Origin of the sequence: Mycolicibacterium bacteremicum, from assembly GCF_002086115.1 — a bacterium.
Classification (GTDB): Bacteria; Actinomycetota; Actinomycetes; order Mycobacteriales; family Mycobacteriaceae; genus Mycobacterium; species Mycobacterium bacteremicum.
Genome location: NZ_MVHJ01000003.1, coordinates 310,967 through 328,583 on the forward strand (window position 1 = coordinate 310,967; position 17,617 = coordinate 328,583).

At 68.4% G+C, this 17,617-nt stretch carries 16 protein-coding genes; 4 read left to right on the forward strand and 12 right to left on the reverse strand.

What is annotated here, in order from left to right; all coding sequences use genetic code 11:
- Positions 1-7 precede the first annotated feature (7 nt).
- Together BST17_RS05535 and BST17_RS05540 are read left to right on the forward strand one after the other, a co-directional pair.
- Positions 8-859, forward strand: coding sequence for a ribokinase (locus tag BST17_RS05535; RefSeq protein WP_083055960.1), 852 nt, complete (start codon positions 8-10; stop codon positions 857-859).
- Positions 860-905: 46 nt separating this feature from the next.
- Positions 906-1,718 carry an enoyl-CoA hydratase/isomerase family protein gene (locus BST17_RS05540; protein WP_083055962.1) on the forward strand — a complete coding sequence of 271 codons (813 nt, stop codon included), beginning with the start codon at positions 906-908 and terminating at the stop codon, positions 1,716-1,718.
- A 30-nt stretch (positions 1,719-1,748) separates the two neighbouring features.
- On the opposite strand, the gene BST17_RS05545 is transcribed toward BST17_RS05540, so the two are convergent.
- Together BST17_RS05545 and BST17_RS05550 are read right to left on the reverse strand one after the other, a co-directional pair.
- Positions 1,749-3,785 (reverse strand): NAD(+) synthase, encoded by a 2,037-nt coding sequence (locus tag BST17_RS05545; protein WP_083055964.1) that lies wholly within the window; start codon positions 3,783-3,785, stop codon positions 1,749-1,751.
- A 34-nt stretch (positions 3,786-3,819) separates the two neighbouring features.
- Positions 3,820-4,746 carry a phosphotransferase family protein gene (locus BST17_RS05550; protein ID WP_083055966.1) on the reverse strand — a complete coding sequence of 309 codons (927 nt, stop codon included), beginning with the start codon at positions 4,744-4,746 and terminating at the stop codon, positions 3,820-3,822.
- Positions 4,747-4,783: 37 nt separating this feature from the next.
- On the opposite strand from BST17_RS05550, the gene BST17_RS05555 reads away from it, so the two are divergent.
- Complete coding sequence (locus BST17_RS05555) at positions 4,784-5,617, forward strand: NAD-dependent protein deacetylase (protein ID WP_083055967.1); 834 nt, start codon at positions 4,784-4,786, stop codon at positions 5,615-5,617.
- Here BST17_RS05555 and BST17_RS05560 read toward each other — a convergent pair.
- The gene (locus BST17_RS05560; RefSeq protein ID WP_083055969.1) at positions 5,614-6,879 is read right to left on the reverse strand and encodes a cytochrome P450; all 1,266 of its coding nucleotides are present in this window, start codon (positions 6,877-6,879) and stop codon (positions 5,614-5,616) included. The two genes, BST17_RS05555 and BST17_RS05560, sit on opposite strands and share 4 nt — an antisense overlap.
- A gap of 75 nt (positions 6,880-6,954) precedes the next feature.
- Here BST17_RS05560 and BST17_RS05565 point away from each other — a divergent pair, with 75 nt between their 5' ends.
- A complete protein-coding gene (locus BST17_RS05565; protein ID WP_165762221.1) occupies positions 6,955-7,581 on the forward strand; it encodes a TetR/AcrR family transcriptional regulator in 627 nt (208 codons plus the stop codon).
- Positions 7,582-7,602: 21 nt separating this feature from the next.
- On the opposite strand, the gene BST17_RS05570 is transcribed toward BST17_RS05565, so the two are convergent.
- The 9 genes from BST17_RS05570 to BST17_RS05610 all read right to left on the reverse strand — a co-directional run bounded on the left by BST17_RS05570 (position 7,603) and on the right by BST17_RS05610 (position 17,584).
- A complete protein-coding gene (locus tag BST17_RS05570; RefSeq protein ID WP_083055973.1) occupies positions 7,603-8,895 on the reverse strand; it encodes a protoporphyrinogen/coproporphyrinogen oxidase in 1,293 nt (430 codons plus the stop codon).
- Between the two features lie 3 nt (positions 8,896-8,898).
- A complete protein-coding gene (locus BST17_RS05575; protein WP_083055975.1) occupies positions 8,899-9,522 on the reverse strand; it encodes a PIG-L deacetylase family protein in 624 nt (207 codons plus the stop codon).
- A gap of 238 nt (positions 9,523-9,760) precedes the next feature.
- Entirely contained in the window at positions 9,761-10,861 is a 1,101-nt protein-coding gene (proB, locus tag BST17_RS05580; RefSeq protein ID WP_083055977.1) for a glutamate 5-kinase, read from the reverse strand.
- A gap of 59 nt (positions 10,862-10,920) precedes the next feature.
- Positions 10,921-12,360: a GTPase ObgE gene (gene obgE, locus BST17_RS05585; RefSeq protein ID WP_083055979.1), complete on the reverse strand. Its 1,440-nt coding sequence runs from the start codon at positions 12,358-12,360 to the stop codon at positions 10,921-10,923.
- 107 nt (positions 12,361-12,467) lie between these two features.
- Positions 12,468-12,734 (reverse strand): 50S ribosomal protein L27, encoded by a 267-nt coding sequence (gene rpmA, locus BST17_RS05590; RefSeq protein ID WP_019513236.1) that lies wholly within the window; start codon positions 12,732-12,734, stop codon positions 12,468-12,470.
- 15 nt (positions 12,735-12,749) lie between these two features.
- A complete protein-coding gene (rplU, locus tag BST17_RS05595) occupies positions 12,750-13,073 on the reverse strand; it encodes a 50S ribosomal protein L21 (protein WP_083055981.1) in 324 nt (107 codons plus the stop codon).
- A gap of 162 nt (positions 13,074-13,235) precedes the next feature.
- Entirely contained in the window at positions 13,236-16,388 is a 3,153-nt protein-coding gene (locus BST17_RS05600) for a ribonuclease E (protein WP_083055983.1), read from the reverse strand.
- Positions 16,389-16,681: 293 nt separating this feature from the next.
- Positions 16,682-17,101 carry a nucleoside-diphosphate kinase gene (gene ndk, locus BST17_RS05605; RefSeq protein ID WP_083055985.1) on the reverse strand — a complete coding sequence of 140 codons (420 nt, stop codon included), beginning with the start codon at positions 17,099-17,101 and terminating at the stop codon, positions 16,682-16,684.
- A 27-nt stretch (positions 17,102-17,128) separates the two neighbouring features.
- Positions 17,129-17,584: a DUF4233 domain-containing protein gene (locus BST17_RS05610; RefSeq protein WP_109750009.1), complete on the reverse strand. Its 456-nt coding sequence runs from the start codon at positions 17,582-17,584 to the stop codon at positions 17,129-17,131.
- Positions 17,585-17,617: the final 33 nt, after the last annotated feature.

Below are 17,617 nucleotides of genomic sequence, written 5' to 3' on the forward strand. Positions count from 1 at the left end.
GAGCCTCATGACGCGGGTGTGCGTGGTCGGCAGCGTGAACATGGATCTGGTCTTCACCGTCGAGGCGCTGCCCGGGCCCGGTGCCACCGTGCTGGCTTCGACCCTGCTGCAGTCCCCGGGCGGCAAGGGCGGCAACCAGGCGATCGCGGCGGCGCGGGCGGGTGCCCAGGTGAGTTTCGTCGGCGCGGTCGGTTCGGATGCCGCCGCGGCCGATCTGCTGGCGCACCTGGAGGACAACGGGGTCGACACCGCGGGCGTCGCTCAGCTGCCGATGCCCAGCGGAACCGCGGGCATCATCGTCGACGGTGCCGCTGAGAACATGATCGTGGTGGCCGCGGGCGCCAACGCTCACCTGTCGCTGAACTCGCCACAGGTACGCGATGTCGTCGCCGGTTGCGAGGTGCTGCTGGTCCAGCTGGAGATCCCCGTCGAGACCGCGCTGACCGCGGCTCGCATCGCCCGGGACGCGGGCGCCGTGGTGGTGCTCAACGCCTCGCCGGTCGGTGCCGACCCGACCATCCTCGCCCAACTCGCCGAGCTGACCGATCTCGTCATCGTCAACGAAACCGAGGCCCGGCAATGGGGTTGGCCGGTACCCAATCTGGTGACCACGCTGGGTGCCCGCGGTGCGACGCTGCGCACCGCGTCCGGTGAGGTCCACGTCGGCGCACCGGAGGTGGAGCCGGTGGACACCACCGGGGCCGGTGACGTGTTCGCCGGCGTGCTGGCCGCCGGCTGGCCGGACGGTGCTGAACGGGCCCTGCGGCGAGCGGGCGCGGCGGGCGCCTTGGCCACCCTGGTGCCGGGCGCGGGCGACTGCGCCCCCACCGACGAGGCCATCGAGGACGCGCTCGGCTGAATCACCGGAACTGAACCGTCAACAGTTGGCGTTATAGTCGGCAGCCATGACAGCGCGACCGCCGGAGGGCGACTGGCTCGGCACTCCGTACCTGAAATTCGAACGCCAGGACCCCTTCGGTGTGGTGACCCTGGACCGGCCGCAGACCCGCAATGCGATGACCCCGGCCATGTACTTCGGCATCCGGTACGCCGTCAGCCACGTCGAATCCGATCCCGATCTGGCCGGCCTGCTGATCACCGGCACCGGTGACGTGTTCTCCCCCGGTGGTGATCTGGGCGGCGGGGACGGCTCCGATCACTGGATGCCATGGGGTTCGGCGCTGTCGATGGACGTCACACCGTTCGAGACGCTGCGCCAGTCGGTCAAGCCGGTGGTGTCGGCGGTCAACGGTCTGGCCCAGGGCGGCGGCATGCAGATTGCGCTGTGCAGCGATATGGCGGTGGTCAGCGACCGCGCCACCTTTCGGGTGCCCGAACTGTTCCGCGGTATCGCCGACACCTATTACAGCCAGCTGCTGGCCCGCCTCATCGGTCCGGTGCGCACCCGCGATCTGATGTTCACCGGCCGCGTCCTCACTGCGGCCGAGGCACTGGACTGGGGTCTGATCGCCCGGGTGGTCGCTCATGACGATCTACTCGTCGAGGCGAAAGAGGTGCTGGCCCAGGTATGCCGGACCGCACCGGGTGCGCGGTCGGTGGTGAAGTCGAACCTGGACAACTATCTGGGCCTGTTCGACCGGATCGGGATGAAGGCCAGCTACAGCGGTCCGGAGGCGAAGCTGGGGTTCGTGGCATTCAAGGAACGCCGATCACCGGACTGGGTGCACCCCGAGCTGCGCACCGAGGGCCGGTTGTAGCGCATCCGGCGACGGGATCGCCGCTCGGGATCAGTCCTGCGGGATGTCGCGTTCGATCGCGTCGAGCCAGATCCGCGCCGACATGTCCGAGGGCGCGCGCCAGTCGCCGCGCGGGGACAGCGCGCCGCCGGCGGAGACCTTGGGACCGTTCGGCAGCGCCGAACGCTTGAACTGGGAGAACGAGTAGAACCGCTGCGCGAAGACGGTGAGCCAGCGCCGGATCTCGCTCAGCGAGTACTGCGGGCGCTTGTCCAGCGGATAGCCCAGCGGCCAGTGCCCACGTTCGGCATCGTGCCAGGCGTGCCAGGCCAGGAACGCCACCTTGGCCGGGCCGAACCCGTAGCGCAGCACCTGGAACAGCGAGAAATCCTGCAGCACATAGGGACCCACCTTGGCCTCGCTGCTCTGGATCTCCTCGTCCTCACCCGCGGGAACGAGTTCCGGGGTGATCTCGGTGTCGAGCACCGACTGCAGCACGGTGCCCACGGAGTCGTCGAACTCACCGGAGGAGATGACCCAGCGGATCAGATGCTGGATCAGCGTCTTCGGGACACCGCCGTTGACGTTGTAATGCGACATCTGATCGCCGACGCCGTAGGTGGACCAGCCCAGCGCCAGCTCGGACAGGTCACCGGTGCCCAGCACGATGCCGCCGCGCTGGTTGGCCAACCGGAACAGATAATCGGTCCGCAGGCCGGCCTGCACGTTTTCGAAGGTGACGTCGTAGACCTTCTCACCGCGGCCGAACGGGTGGTCCATCTCGGTGAGCATCAGCTGCGCGGTGTCGCGGATGTCGATCTCGGCGAAGGTCACCCCGAGCGCCTCGCTCAGCGCGATGGCGTTGCCCTTGGTGCGGTCGCCGGTGGCGAACCCCGGCATCGTGAAGGCGAGGATGTCGCTGCGTGGGCGGCCCTCCCGGTCCATCGCGCGGGCGGCGACGATCAGGGCGTGCGTGGAGTCCAGGCCGCCGGACACCCCGATGACGACCTTCGGATAGTTCAGGGCGCGCAGCCGCTGCTCCAGTCCGGACACCTGGATGTTGTACGCCTCGTAGCAATCCTGTTGCAGCCGAGCCGGATCCGAGGGCACGAACGGGAAGCGCTCAACCCGCCGCAGCAGCCCGATATCGCCGGCAGGCGGGTCGACCGTGAACTCGATCCGGCGGAAGTCCTCGACCCCCTGGCGGCGTGCATTGTCATCGAAACTGCCCATCCGCAACCGCTCGGCACGCAGCAGTGCCACATCGACATCGGCGGTGCTGCGCCGCTCACCCTTCGGGAAGCGCTCCGACTCGGCGAGCAGCACCCCGTTCTCGTAGATCATGGTCTGTCCGTCCCAGGCCAGATCGGTGCTGGATTCCCCCTCGCCGGCGGCGGCATAGATGTAGGCAGCCAGACAGCGCGAGGACGCCGACTTGGCCAGCAGTTTGCGGTCATCGGCGCGGCCGATGGTGATGGGGCTGCCGGACAGATTGGCCAGCACCGTCGCGCCGGCCAGCGCGGCCCGTGCGCTGGGCGGCACCGGCACCCACATGTCCTCGCAGATTTCGACGTGCAGGACGAAGTCGGGCAGGTCGGTCGCGGTGAACAGCAGATCGGAACCGAAGGGCAGATCCGCGCCGCCCAGCCGGATGACCCCGGCCAGCCCGTCCCCGGGGGCGAGCTGGCGCTTCTCGTAGAACTCGCGGTAGTTGGGCAGATACGACTTGGGGACCACGCCGAGGACGGCGCCGCGGTGGATCACCACGGCCGTGTTGTAGACCCGGTTGCGGTGCCGCAGCGGTGCTCCGATCACGAGCACGGGCAACAGATCCGCGGACGCGGCGACCACGGTCGCCACCGCCTCCTCGACGGCGTCGAGCAGGGTGTCCTGCAGCAAGATGTCCTCGATCGAGTAACCGCAGAGCGTCAGCTCCGGGAAGACCGCCAGCGCCACCCCGTCGTCGTGACACTCCCGAGCCAGCCCCAGCACGGACTCGGCATTGGCTGCCGGATCGGCGAGCGTGGTGCGGTGCGTGCAAGCGGCCGTCCGGACGAACCCGTGCCGGTAGGCGGAGTAGAAGTCCACCCGGCCATTCTGGCATTGCCCGCACCCGGAGAGCTCACATCGCGGGCTGCTTGCGCCAGTCGGCTATCACCGTCGACAACCCCTCGACCAAAACGGGCAGTTGCGGCGCCAGCACGGCGCACCCGACGAACTGCAACGTGCGCGCGCTGTCCATCAGCCGCTGGACCTGCGGGTCGGTCCGGCGCAGTCCGAGTGCCGCGGCCGCGTCGTCGTATTCGGCGGTGGCCTCCGCCCCCAGCATCGCCAGGTCCCATTCCACCGGGCCGGCACAGACATCCTCGAAGTCGGCGAACCTGACACCGGAGGTGGTTCGGATCACGTTGTGCGACGGGCCATCTCCCTGCAGGGGTTGCACGGTGACGCCGGGGTGGCGGGCTGCGAAGGCCGTGGCATCGCCCAGCACGGCCGACAGCTCGGCGAACTGGGCTCGGGCGCGGTCGATGTCGTTGACGGTCAACAGATCCGAGGGTTCCAACGCCGCGAACAGGGCCGGCCCGGTCTCGGTGAACGGCACCAGGAAGGGCAGCGGCGCCGGGTAGCCGGCCAGACCCGCGTGCAGCTCGGCGCTCTTGGCGATCGCGACGCCCGAGTACGCCTGGTGATCGGGCGCGAGGTCGGCGAGCTCCCAGAACGTCATGCCGAACCCGTCGCGACGGACGGGTGCGCGCGGAACCAGCGGGCTGGGTGGTACGACCGGCACCCCCCGGGCGTCCAGCCAACTGACCACGTCGAGCTCGCGTTGCTGGCGCGCGGCCTGCAGTTCCGGGCCGTAACCCGGTGGAAGCACCACCTGGATGCGCGCCACCGCCGGTGTCGGCTCCAGGTGCACGACGACGGAGAACACGTCGTGCAGCACGGTGGCGCGGTCGGCGGCCAACCCCAGCGCCCGGCCGGCGTCGAGGGCGGCCTGCGCGGCGCGCTGCGTGCGGTCGGCGAGCTGATCAGCAGAAACCCACGCCATACGGTCCACCCTGCCATGGCGGCCTATCCTCGAAGGAATGGAAGCCCCCGAACTGGTCGCCGCGCTCGCGGGTCACCGCATCGCGGTGCTGACCGGGGCCGGGATGTCGACGGATTCGGGCATCCCGGATTACCGGGGGCCGGATTCACCGCCCAGCAATCCGATGACCATCGCCCAGTTCCGGTCCGACCCGGTGTACCGGCAGCGCTACTGGGCGCGCAACCACGTGGGGTGGCGGCACATGGATGAGACGGTGCCCAATGCCGGTCATCGCGCGCTGGCCGAGCTGGAGCGCGACGGCGTGGTCACCGGGCTCATCACCCAGAATGTGGATCTGCTGCACACCAAGGCCGGCAGCCGGCATGTCGTCGATCTGCACGGCACCTACCGGCAGGTGGTGTGCCTGGCGTGTGGTTTAACCATGAGCCGCGCCACGTTGGCCGACGAACTCGAGGCGCTCAATCCGGGGTTCGCCGAACGCGCCGAACAGGTCGGCGGCATCGCGGTGGCGCCCGACGCGGACGCCGTCATCGACGACACCGCCGGCTTCCGCTACCTGGACTGTCCGCGGTGTGCGGGCATGCTCAAGCCCGATATCGTCTACTTCGGCGAGAGCGTTCCCAAGGAACGTGTGCAGCAAGCGTTCGCGATGGTGGACGCGGCCGACGCGCTGCTGGTCGCGGGTTCGTCGCTGACGGTCTTCTCCGGCTACCGCTTCGTCCGGCACGCCGCGGCCGCCGGTATGCCGATCGCGATCGTCAACCGGGGACCGACCCGCGGCGACGACCTGGCCACCGTGAAGGTCGAGGGCGGTTGTTCGGAATTGCTCACGCTGTTGGCCGGTGAGCTCACCGCCACCACGACGCGCTAGAACTCACACCGCAGCGCCCGCACGGCGTGGACGAAATTGCCTGCCACATAGGATGGTTCGCCGACCTCGAGATTGGGTATTTGGCGCAGCAGTTCGCCGAAGATGGCCCGCAACTGGGCCCGGGCGACGTGCGCGCCGAGGCAGAAGTGCCGGCCGCCACCGCCGAAGCCGACATGCGGATTCGGATGCCGACCCAGGTCGAGCCGGCCGGGATCGCTGAACACCGCGCCGTCCCAGTTCGCCGAAGAGTAGAACATCACCACCTTCTCCCCCGCGCTGATCTGTGCGCCGCCGAGTTCGTAATCCTCGGCCGCGGTGCGCCGGAACGTCATGACCGGAGTGGCCCAGCGGATGAATTCCTCGACCGCCGTTCCGATCCGGCCCTCGAAATCGCCCAGCAGCCAAGCTCGTTGGTCGGGGTTGTCGGTCAGCGCCTTCATCGCGTGGCTGGTGGTCTGTCGGGTGGTGTCGTTGCCGGCCACGGCGAGCAGCACGAAGAAGGCCGCCACCTCCTGATCGGTCAGCCGGGAGCCTTCGACCTCGGCGTGCACCAGGGCACTGAACAGGTCGTCACCCGGGTTCTCCCGCCGCTCGGCGGCCAGCGCGAGCGCGACCTGATGCAGGTACATCTGATTGGTGACCAGTACCTCCAACGGGTTTCGGCCGTCGAGGTACACCGGGTCACCCCAGGAGACCAACGCATCGGCGGCGGCGGCGACCTGGTGGCGCTCGGATTCGGGGATACCGACCATATCCGAGAGGGTGCGGATGGGCAGTTCCTTGGCGCACAGGTCGACGAAGTCGGCGCCGCTGCCCGCGGCCCGCAGTTCGGTGACGATCTCGGCGGCGTTGGCCTTGATCGAATCCTCGATACGGCGCACCTGGCGCGGGGTGAACGCCGAGTGCACCACCTTGCGGATCAACGTGTGCCGCGGCGGGTCCATCGCCAGGAACGACTGGGAGGCCCCCAGCAGTTCCTGGGGGACGTTCTCGAACAGCACGCCCTGCCCGGACAGGAAAACCTCACTGTTGCGGCTGACCTCGACCACGTCGGCGTGCCGGGTCACCGCCCAGTACCCACGGTCGCCCGGGTCCGGCATCAGCGAATCCTCGACCGGCGGATGCCAGCTCACCGGGCGCTGGTCGCGCAGTTCGGCGAAGGAGATCTCGCGGTCGGCGGCCGTGGTGGCCCAGAACGCCCGCGAGGACAGATCGATCGGATCGTAGGCCCGCTCGGCGGGTGTGATCGGTGACACAGTCATGTCGCTGACAATAAGCCTAGACGCACTGTCTAAGCAAGATGGCCAGTGAAGCGATACGCTGCTGCCATGGCCTCGGTGACCCGAACGACCCGCAAACCGCAGGCCAGCCGTCAGGAACGCCGCGAACAGATCGAACGCCAGCTCCTCGACGCGACCGACCGCCTGATGGCTGACGGCGCCAGCTTCACCGAACTCAGCGTGGACCGGCTGGCCACCGAGGCCGGCATCTCGCGGGCCAGCTTCTACATCTACTTCGAGGACAAGGGTGATCTGCTGCGCCGGCTGGCCACCCAGGTGTTCGGGGACCTGACCGCCGACGCCGCGCAGTGGTGGACGGTGGCCGGCCGCCGCGACCCCGCGGACATCCACGCCTCGATGACCCGCCTGATCGCCAGTTACCGCACGCACCAACCCGTGCTGGTGGCGCTCAACGAGATGGCGGCCTACGACGCCCAGGTCGGTGCGACCTACCGCGAGCTGTTGACCGGCATCACCGCCCAGTTCACCACCGTCATCGAGGAAGGCCAGGCCGACGGATCGATCCGGCCCGGCCTGCTCGCCGCCCCCACGGCCAGCAGCCTGGTGTGGATGGTGGAGCGGGTGTGCCAGCAGAATCTGCCCGGCCGGACAGCGGACTACGACCCGCAGCTGGCCACCGCGCTCACCGAGATCATCCGCGGCGCGCTGTATCTGGAGGGCTGAATCGGCGCACGGGCGGCAGCCTCAGAAGCGCTCGGGGTGCCAGTACACATCCTCGGCGGTGCCGTACAGCGCATGATCGACGGCCTGGCGCCCCTGGACGTATCCGTAGTCCTGGTTCGACGACTCGTAGCGCCAGCCGCCGAATCGCCCGCGGCTGTAGATGCCGTGTGCCAGCAGCTGCTTGTCGGCCTCGCGCAGCAGGTCGTCGCGACCGATGGTGGGCACCGGATACCCGTGCTCCAGGGTCGTGACGAAACGGGCGGCGACCCGTGCCGGGTCGGCACCCAGCTGCCGAAGCGAGGCAAGGACGCCCGCGACGGCGTCGGCCGCCGAGACGGGCGTCTCGTCGAACACCGGCACCTCACACAGGATGTTCCAGCGGCCGGGGCCGGCATTGGCCTCGTCGTAGTTGCTCAGCATGGTCGCGCGATACCACGGCACCGCCTCGTCCGGGCAGTACAGCCACGTCTTGTCGGCCAGCGCCGGTGGCGGATCGCCGTCGAACCCGATACCGACGGCGTGCAGTCGACTGGCGCGCAAGGTCGCCGCCCGATCCGTCCAGCCGATCCAGTCCAGCGCGGTGGTGATAGGGGCGGTGCTGATGCAGTAGCGGAACGACACCGTGCTGCCGTCGTCGAGATGCGCCCGCCGGGCTTGCGGGTCGACCTCGAGCACCCTGGTACCCAGCCGCACCGAAGCCGGCGTCATCATGGTGTCGTGCACCGCCTGCCACAGCGCACCGGTGCCGCCGACCGGATACGGGAACGTGGAGGGCGAAGCGGTCGTCGTGCCGGCCAGGGCCAACGCGGGTACGTTGCGCGCGGCGCTGCCGCTGCGCAACGAGGTCCACTCGTCGTCGATCCGATCCAGCGGCAGCGTCCACATCTTGCGGTTGTACGGCTCGAAGAATTCTTCGTAGAGCCGACTACCGAAGTTGTTGCGGTAGTAGTCGGCCAGATGGTTGACCGGCGCGTCGGGTTCCAGGTCAGTGGGCCACTCGCGCAACTGCTGCTGGATGGGGGTCGGCACCAGGCTGTCCGGCCCGTCGCCGCGCAGCCACACCCAGCCGTTGCGCGTCACGTGGTTGAGCGCGATACCGCTGGCCGCCACCGCCCGGTCGAAATCCTCGAAATGACTGTGCAGCACATGGCCGCCCAGATCCCAGGTGAAGCCCGCGTCGTCGGTGATCGAGGCCGACATCCCGCCGATGCGCTTCCCCCCGTCGACTACCAGATGGTCGATGCCCAATTCGGTCAGCCGGACGGCGGCTCCGATGCCGGTGGTACCGGCACCGATGACGAGAAAGGTTGGCACAGCTCAGAAGTCGACGACCTGGCGGATCGGTTCGAATCCCTCGGCGAACGGTCGCCTGCAGAGGAATCCGTAGTGCTCAGCCGAGCTGCGCACCCAGGAGGCACTGACCTTCTCGCTGGCCTCGGCTTGGGACACGTGGCACATCAGTGCCTCGATCTTCTTGTCCAGGCAGTCGGAAATGTCGATGAAGGCAGTGGGATTGAACCCGACCGCGGACGGACCGCCGTAGGCCATGATCGTCGAGACCCAGCGCGCGGCGCCCATCGTGCAGCGCGAGACGACCCGGTGATCCTGGTGGCTGTCATTGGCCATATGGGTATATATGACTGTCGCCGAGACCTGTTCGATGGCGTCCTCGATCAGGTGCACCAGCTCGAACTCCTGCAGCGACACCCGGCAGTCGAGAAAGCCCTCGCCCCAGATCAACCTGTCGATGCCCAGCACGTCGACGGCGGCCTGCTGTTCGGCGACGCGCTGCGCCGACCGACCGGGCCCTTCTTCGCCGCGGGTGACGACAAGCATCGTGACAAGATCACCGGCAGCAACATGTTTGGCCAGAGCGCCCCCGCAGCCCAGCTCGATATCGTCGGGATGTGCCCCGACTGCAAGAACCGAACGACGTGTCATGCCCCCAGCTTCCACTTTGCTGACACTCAACTTTGACGGAGCATACCCCGACAATCGCCCCCATGTCCGGATTAGCTCAACCGGGAATGATGACATGACAGTTGCGGCAGATTCTGCCAAACGGCAAATTTGACCCGAAAGTAGCGGCAAACATTGCCATTGACGTCTGCGTTATTTGCCAACCGGTGTTAGCTGCACAGCGGGAGGGGCCGGCATCCCGGCAGCTGCGCGGTGGTTCTCAGATCGCGACCAGATCATCGGCATGCACTGCCGGCCTGCGGAGCTCGGGCGGCAGATCGGGTGTCGACCGCCCGATCATGGCGGCAAGTTCCACCGCGTCATAGGCCACCACACCACGTGCCACGGCCGGACCGTCTGGTCCGCGCAGTTCCACCACATCACCACCGTGGAACCGGCCGGATACCGCAGTGATGCCGGCGGGCAGCAGCGAGCGACGCCCGGCGGTCACCGCGCGTACGGCACCCTCGTCGAGGGTCAGCACGCCGGTGGCCTCGGCCGCGTAGCGCACCCAGAACCGCCGCGCCGACATGCGTTCGGGCCGCGGTGCGAACACCGTGCCGACCGACGCGTCGGAGAGGGCGGCGGCGGCGTCGGCGGCCGCGGCCAGTAGAACGGGCACGCCCGCGTCGGCGGCCAGCAGCGCCGAGGACAGCTTCGAGGCCATCCCGCCGGTGCCCAGGCTGCTGCCCCGGCCGGCGACCACCCCGTCGAGGTCGCCCTCGGCGGCCACCTCGGGGATGAAGCGGGCATTGCCCTTGCGGGGATCGGAGTCATAGAGACCGTCGATATCGGAGAGCAGGACCAGCGCATCGGCCCCCACCAACTGGGCCACCAGCGCCGAGAGCCGGTCGTTGTCACCGAAGCGGATCTCGTTGGTCGCCACGGTGTCGTTCTCGTTGACGATCGCCACCGCGTGCAACGCCCGCAACCGATCCAGGGTGCGCTGGGCGTTGTTGTGCTGGACCCGCATAGCGATGTCATGAGCGGTCAGCAACACCTGGCCGACGGTGCGGTCGAAGTGGGCGAAGGCGGCACTCCAGGCGTTCACGAGCGCCACCTGGCCGACGCTGGCCGCGGCCTGCTTGGTCGCCAGATCGGTCGGGCGTTTGGTCAGGCCCAGCGGTTCGATCCCGGCGGCGATGGCACCGGAGGACACGATCACCACATCGGAGCCCGCCCGCATGCGGCCTTCGATCGCCTGGACCAGCGCGGCCAACCTGCCCGCATCGAATACACCGGTGGGGGTGGTCAATGCGGTGGTGCCGATCTTGACGACGACGCTGCGGGCGCTCCGGATCGCCCGCCTGGTCTCGCTCACGACCTGATCATTCGCTCCGCACGCGTCGCGCCGGTCATCATTCGCTCCGCAAACGTCGCTCATTCGCGATGCTCCCGGCGCGCCTTCCGGGCCGCCTTGCGCTCGTCGGCCGACACCCGCTCGGTCTGCTCCAGCCGGACATCGGTACCACGGCCCGACATCATGGTGTCGATACCGGCCGGGGTCTGAGGCTCCCAGTCGAAGGTCACGTCGCCGATGGTGACCGCGCAACCGGGCGTGGCGCCCTGCTTGACCAGTTCGTCCTCCACACCCAGACGGGCGAGGCGGTCGCCGAGATAGCCGACGGCCTCGTCGTTGTCGAAGGCGGTCTGGGCGATCCAGCGTTCCGGCCGGGCACCGCGCACGATGAAACCACCCTGGCCGTCCGAGGTAACGGTGAATCCGGTCTCGTCGACGGGGATGGGGCGGATGACCGGGCGGCGCGGGGCCACTTCGGGTTGGGCGGCCCGGTAGGCGGCAACCATCTCCCACAGCGCAAAGATCAACGGCCGTAGGCCATCCCGGCTGACCGTGGAGATCTCGTAGACCGGCCAGCCGTACTTCTCGGCGACCTCGTCACGGACAAAGTCGGCAAGCTCGCGCGCATCCGGGACGTCGATCTTGTTGAGTACCACCGCGCGTGGACGGTCGGCGAGGTCCCCGAGTGTCGTATCCCCTTGTAGGGTCGGCTGATACGCCGCCAGTTCGGCTTCCAGAGCGTCGATGTCGGAGATCGGGTCACGACCGGGTTCCATCGTCGCGCAGTCGACCACGTGCACCAGAACCGCACACCGCTCGATGTGGCGCAGGAAATCCAGGCCGAGCCCGCGCCCGTCGGATGCGCCCGGGATCAGCCCGGGCACATCGGCGACGGTGAAGGTGTGCTCGCCGGCGGACACCACGCCGAGATTGGGGACCAGGGTGGTGAACGGGTAGTCGGCGATCTTGGGCTTGGCCGCCGAGATGGTGGACACCAGCGACGACTTGCCGGCCGACGGGAAGCCGACCAGGCCGACGTCGGCCACGGTCTTGAGTTCCAGCGTCAGATCGCGGATCTGGCCCTTCTCACCCAGCAGCGCGAAGCCGGGCGCCTTGCGGGCTCGAGACGCCAGCGCGGCGTTGCCCAGTCCGCCGCGACCGCCCATGGCGGCCTCGAACCGGGTGCCCGCGCCGACCAGATCGGCGATGAGGCGGCCGTCGTCGTCGAGCACGACAGTCCCGTCGGGCACGTGGACTTCGAGGTCAGCGCCCGCGGCGCCGTCCCGGTTGCTGCCCGCACCGGGCTTACCGGACTGGGCGACCACGTGCGGGTGGAAGTGGAAATCGAGCAGCGTGTGCACCTGGGGGTCGACGACCAGCACGATGCTGCCACCGCGGCCCCCGTTGCCGCCGTCGGGTCCGCCGAGGGGCTTGAACTTCTCGCGATGCACCGAGGCGCAGCCGTTACCGCCGTTGCCGGCCTGGGCGTGGATGACCACACGGTCCACGAACCGGGGCATTGCGAGTCCTTCCGATGAAAACAGTGAAGCTGCTGCGAGTGTTCTCTAGAGAACTCGCAGCAGCTTCACTGTTGGTTGTACGGTCCCTGGAGGCCGCCCTAGATGAGTCAGGCCTCCGAGCGCACGAGGCGGACGATGTTGACCGTCCGGCGACCGCGCTTGGCGCCGAACTCGACCACACCGGGGGCGGTGGCGAACAGGGTGTCGTCGCCACCACGGCCGACGTTCACCCCGGGGTGGAAGTGGGTGCCGCGCTGGCGGACGAGGATCTCGCCGGCCTTGACGACCTGGCCGCCGAAGCGCTTGACGCCGAGCCGCTGGGCGGCTGAGTCGCGACCGTTGCGTGAGCTGGATGCGCCCTTCTTATGTGCCATGTCTCCTACCGCCCTTTACTTGATTCCGGTGACCTTCAGCACGGTCAGCTGCTGACGGTGCCCCTGCCGCTTGTGGTAGCCGGTCTTGTTCTTGAACTTGTGGATGCGGATCTTCGGACCCTTGGTGTGCTCGAGCACCTCGGCGGCGACGGCGACCTTGGCCAGGTCGTCGGCGGAGGTGGTCACCTCGGCACCGGCGACGACCAGTGCGACCGGCAGGGAGACCGAGGAGCCCGGCTCGGACTCCAGCTTCTCGACCTTGACAATGTCACCGACGGCGACCTTGTACTGCTTGCCGCCAGTCTTGACGATTGCGTACGTGGCGTTCTCGGCTGCCATCGTGGATCTACCTCTGCTTCGTTCATCTGGGCGCGCGCACTATGGAGCATGCACGTGCGGGTCTTGGGTGCGGGCCGAGCCAGCAGTTGCGGCTGCAAGCCCCGCGACAACTGGTCAAGGGTACGTGACCAGCGTGGAGAGGGTCAAACCGGCTGTTCGGTGTCAGTCCTCTCCCACCGGCGGGCCCGCCGGGCGGGCCGCGGCACGACGACGGGGCCTGCGTACCGGGGCGACGGCGACCGGCTGATCGTCCTCGTCATCGGCGTCGTCGTCTGACTCGTCGTCGTCTGAATCGTCGTCGTCGGAATCGTCGGAGTCGTCGTCGTCGGATTCGTCCTCGTCGTCGAAGTCGTCCTCATCGGACTCGTCGTCGTCTTCGTCTTCGTCGGAGTCGTCATCGTCGGAGTCGTCTTCGTCTGAGTCGTCGTCATCGGAGTCGTCGAACTCGTCGTCATCGTCCGACTCGTCGTCCTCGTCATCCAGCACGTCGATGTCATCGTCGATACCGGGCTCGGCGTCGTCGTCCTCGGTGTCGTCGTCCTCGGTGTCGTCGTCCTCGGTATCGAGGTCGTCCTCGGGGTCCTCGGTGTCGGTCGGCACCGGCTCGCCCGCCTCGGACCCGGGCACGCCGTTCTGCTCGACCGCATCGATCTCGGCCGATTCGTCGGTCTGATCCTCGTCGTCCTCATCGCGACCCGCTGCGGCCATCGCCTTGAACATCGGGTGCTCACCGGCGGCGTGCGCGGGCACCTTCGCCATCTGGATGGCTTCCTGCGACTCCTCGGCTTTGGCGCCGGACTTCTTTCCGCGCTTGCTGCGCCGACTGCCGCCGCCACCATTACCGCCGCCGTTGCCGGAGTCGGACTTGCGGCCATTACCCGACGGTGCGGCCGAATCGACGGGATTTGCGTGCAGCATGATGCCGCGCCCCGCGCAGTGCGAGCAGGTGGTCGAGAATGCCTCGATCAGTCCGGTGCCCAGCTTCTTACGGGTCAGCTGCACCAGTCCGAGCGATGTCACCTCGGACACCTGGTGGCGGGTGCGGTCCCGGGCCAACGCCTCGGTCAGCCGACGCAGCACCAGGTCGCGATTGGATTCGAGCACCATGTCGATGAAGTCGACGACGATGATGCCGCCGATATCGCGCAACCGCAGCTGGCGGACGACCTCCTCGGCCGCCTCGAGATTGTTCCTGGTGACCGTCTGCTCCAGGTTTCCGCCCGAACCGGTGAATTTGCCGGTGTTCACGTCGACGACGGTCATCGCCTCGGTGCGGTCGATCACCAGCGTGCCGCCCGAGGGCAGCCAGACCTTGCGATCCATCGCCTTGGCCAGCTGCTCGTCGATGCGGTGCACTGCGAACACGTCCGGCCCGTCCGGCGAGCTCGGCTCGTACTTCGTCATCCGCGGAACGAGTTCAGGGGCAACCGAATTGACGTAATCGTTGATGGTGTTCCAGGCCTCGTCACCGGAGACGATCAACCCGGAGAAATCCTCGTTGAACAGGTCGCGGATGACCTTGACCAGCACGTCGGGCTCTTCGTAGAGCGCGATCGCCGCACCGGCCTTCTTGCTGGTGACCTCGGCGGCCTTGGCCTCGATCTGGGTCCACCGCTCCTGCAGCCGGTTGACGTCGGTGCGGATGTCGGATTCCTTCACGCCCTCCGACGCGGTCCGGATGATGACACCGGCGCCTGCCGGGACCACCTCCTTGAGGATCTCCTTGAGCCGCTGCCGTTCGGTGTCGGGTAGCTTGCGGCTGATCCCGGTCGAGGACGCCCCGGGCACGTAGACCAGGTAGCGGCCGGCCAGCGAGACCTGGGTGGTCAGTCGGGCGCCCTTGTGCCCGACGGGGTCCTTGCTGACCTGCACCACGACATAGTCGCCCGGTTTGAGGGCCTGTTCGATCTTGCGCTGCGCGCCACCGAGCCCGGCGGCTTCCCAGTTGACCTCACCGGCGTAGAGCACGCCGTTGCGGCCACGGCCGATGTCGACGAACGCCGCCTCCATGGAGGGCAGCACGTTCTGCACGATGCCCAGGTAGATGTTGCCGACCAACGAGGCCGATGCCGCCGAGGTCACGAAGTGCTCGACGACGACGCCGTCCTCCAGCACCGCGATCTGGGTGTAGCGGGCGCCCTCGTGCGGCGGTTCGGTGCGGACCTTGTCACGCACGATCATCGTCCGCTCGACCGCTTCCCGGCGGGCCAGGAATTCGGCCTCGCTCAGGATCGGCGGGCGACGGCGACCGGCGTCCCGGCCGTCCCGGCGGCGTTGCCGCTTGGCCTCCAACCGAGTCGATCCCGAGATGCCCTGGATCTCGTCTGAATCTTTCCCGTCGCGGGAAGATCCGGCCTTGGCCCGCGGCGCGCGCTCGTGCACGACGGTGTTGGGCGGATCGTCCGGGGAGGCACTGTCGTCCGAATCGCCCGAGCCGGACTTGCGGCGACGGCGACGACGGCGGCGACGGCTGCCGGCCTCACCGCCGGCACCCTCCTCACCGTTGTCCTCGTCGGAGTCCTCGGCGTCCTCGGAGTCCTCGGCATCGTCGGTGGTCTGCTCGGCGGACTCGGCGTCGCCGTCGGAGTCGGATTCGCCGTCCTCGCCGTTCTGCTCGCCACGACCACGGCCCCGGCCCCGGCGACCGCGACGGCGGCGGCGGGCGGCGGGCCGCTCGGAATCATCGCCGTCGGCGTCTTCGGCGTCGGTGTCGGTGTCGGTGTCGACATCGCCGTCCTCGGCCTCGGTGTCGGTGGCCGGCTCGGGTGCGGGCGGACGCGGTGCGAACTCGACGGGCTGCGGTGCCACGAACAACGGCATATAGGGCGCGGGTTCTTCGGCCGGCGGCGGTGTGGGCGGTGCCTCCAGCAGCAGCCGGGACTCGGGCTCCTCGATCACCTGCTCAGCGGGCTCGACGGCGGCCTGCGGAACTTCGGTGATGGTCTCCTCGACGACGACCACCTCGGTCGGGGTAGCGGTGACCTCGACGACCGTGTCCACCACGACGTCATTTACTGCGACGTCCGCGTCGGCTGGAGGCTCAGCGGGAGGCGAGGGCTCGGCGGTGGCCGGAACCTCGACGGCGGACGCGGCGGCCTCGGCGTTGAGCACCTCGCGGATGCGTTCAGCCTCGTCGCGGGCGACGGTCGAGTGCGGGCTGCGCGCCCGGCCGTCGAGTTGGGCCAGCGCGTCGACGATCCGCTTGCTGGTGGTCCCGAGCACACGGGCCAGCGAGTGGACTCTCAGCTTCGCCGGCAGTTCCTCGCTGTGCGCGGTGTTTTCGGATAGGTCTTGGTTAGAGGCATCTTCGGCCACAATTCTCCTCAAGCCCCCGGGCGCGTCCTACGACGCGGCCACGCGAGGGCTTCCGCTATGGGTCCGGGGAACTTCTCCCGAACTTGTTATGGTCTCGCCCCGAGGGGTCCACGACGAACCCGTTCGGTGCCTGGCTGAATGATGGCTGGACGGTCTGGCGCCGCACCGCAGTCACGATGGTCGCACTCGTCGAAGTCTTCATCCGGGTTCCCGGCCCCAGTGTGGCGCCGGTCTCCCGAGTTCATTATCCCATATCGCTCGCCCGAATCTGACCAAGGCGGCGAAAGCGGGCGCTAAGAGCCGGTCAGGGCGGGAAACCAGAGCGCGATTTCGCGCGCAGCCGACTCGGGCGAGTCGGAACCGTGCACCAGGTTCTCCTGGGTCACGAGGGCGAAGTCACCGCGGATGGTGCCCGGGGTGGCCTTCTCGACCGGATCGGTGCCGCCGGCAATCTGGCGGAACGCGGCGATGGCCCGCTCCCCCTCGACGACCGCGGCCACCACCGGCCCGGAGGTGATGAACTCCAGCAGCGAACCGAAGAACGGCTTGCCGTCGTGCTCGGCATAGTGCTGCCGGGCCAGATCCTCGCTGACGGTCTTGAGTTCCAGCGCCGCGAAGGTCAGGCCCTTGCGCTCGATCCGGCCGAGCACCTCGCCGATCAGGTTCCGCTGTACGCCGTCGGGCTTGATCAACACGAGAGTCCGCTCAGTCACGGCGCACAGCCTACCGGGCAGTAACGACTACTCGGCGTCGGGTCGGCGGGCCGTCTGCTGCCACGGCAGTTGGCCGCGATCCTGGCGGCGTTTCACCTCGGCGCGCAGATAGATGATCAGCGCCCACACCGCGGCGAACACCACGCCGATGAAGCCGATCGCGGCGTGCACCAACGCCCCGGCGATCAGCACGAACTGCACGCCGAAATTGACCCAGATGATGCCGGGGCGACCCTGCACTCCCGACATCAGCACCAGCACGACGGCCGACCCGATCAGGAACCCGCCGCTGGCCGCGGTCAGGCCGGCCGCGCCGCTGGCGACCACCGGCAGCGCCAGCAGCGCCACGATGGCCTCCAGGATCAGCGTGCCGGCCATGATGCCGCGGAAGCTCTTCCACGGGTCCGAGCCGGTCACCGCGGGCGCAGCATCGGGGTCGGGTGACTCGCCGGGTGTCACGGCAGGCTGGTCGGCGTCGCTCATGTGACTGCCTCGCAGGCTCGGCTGTCACATGTC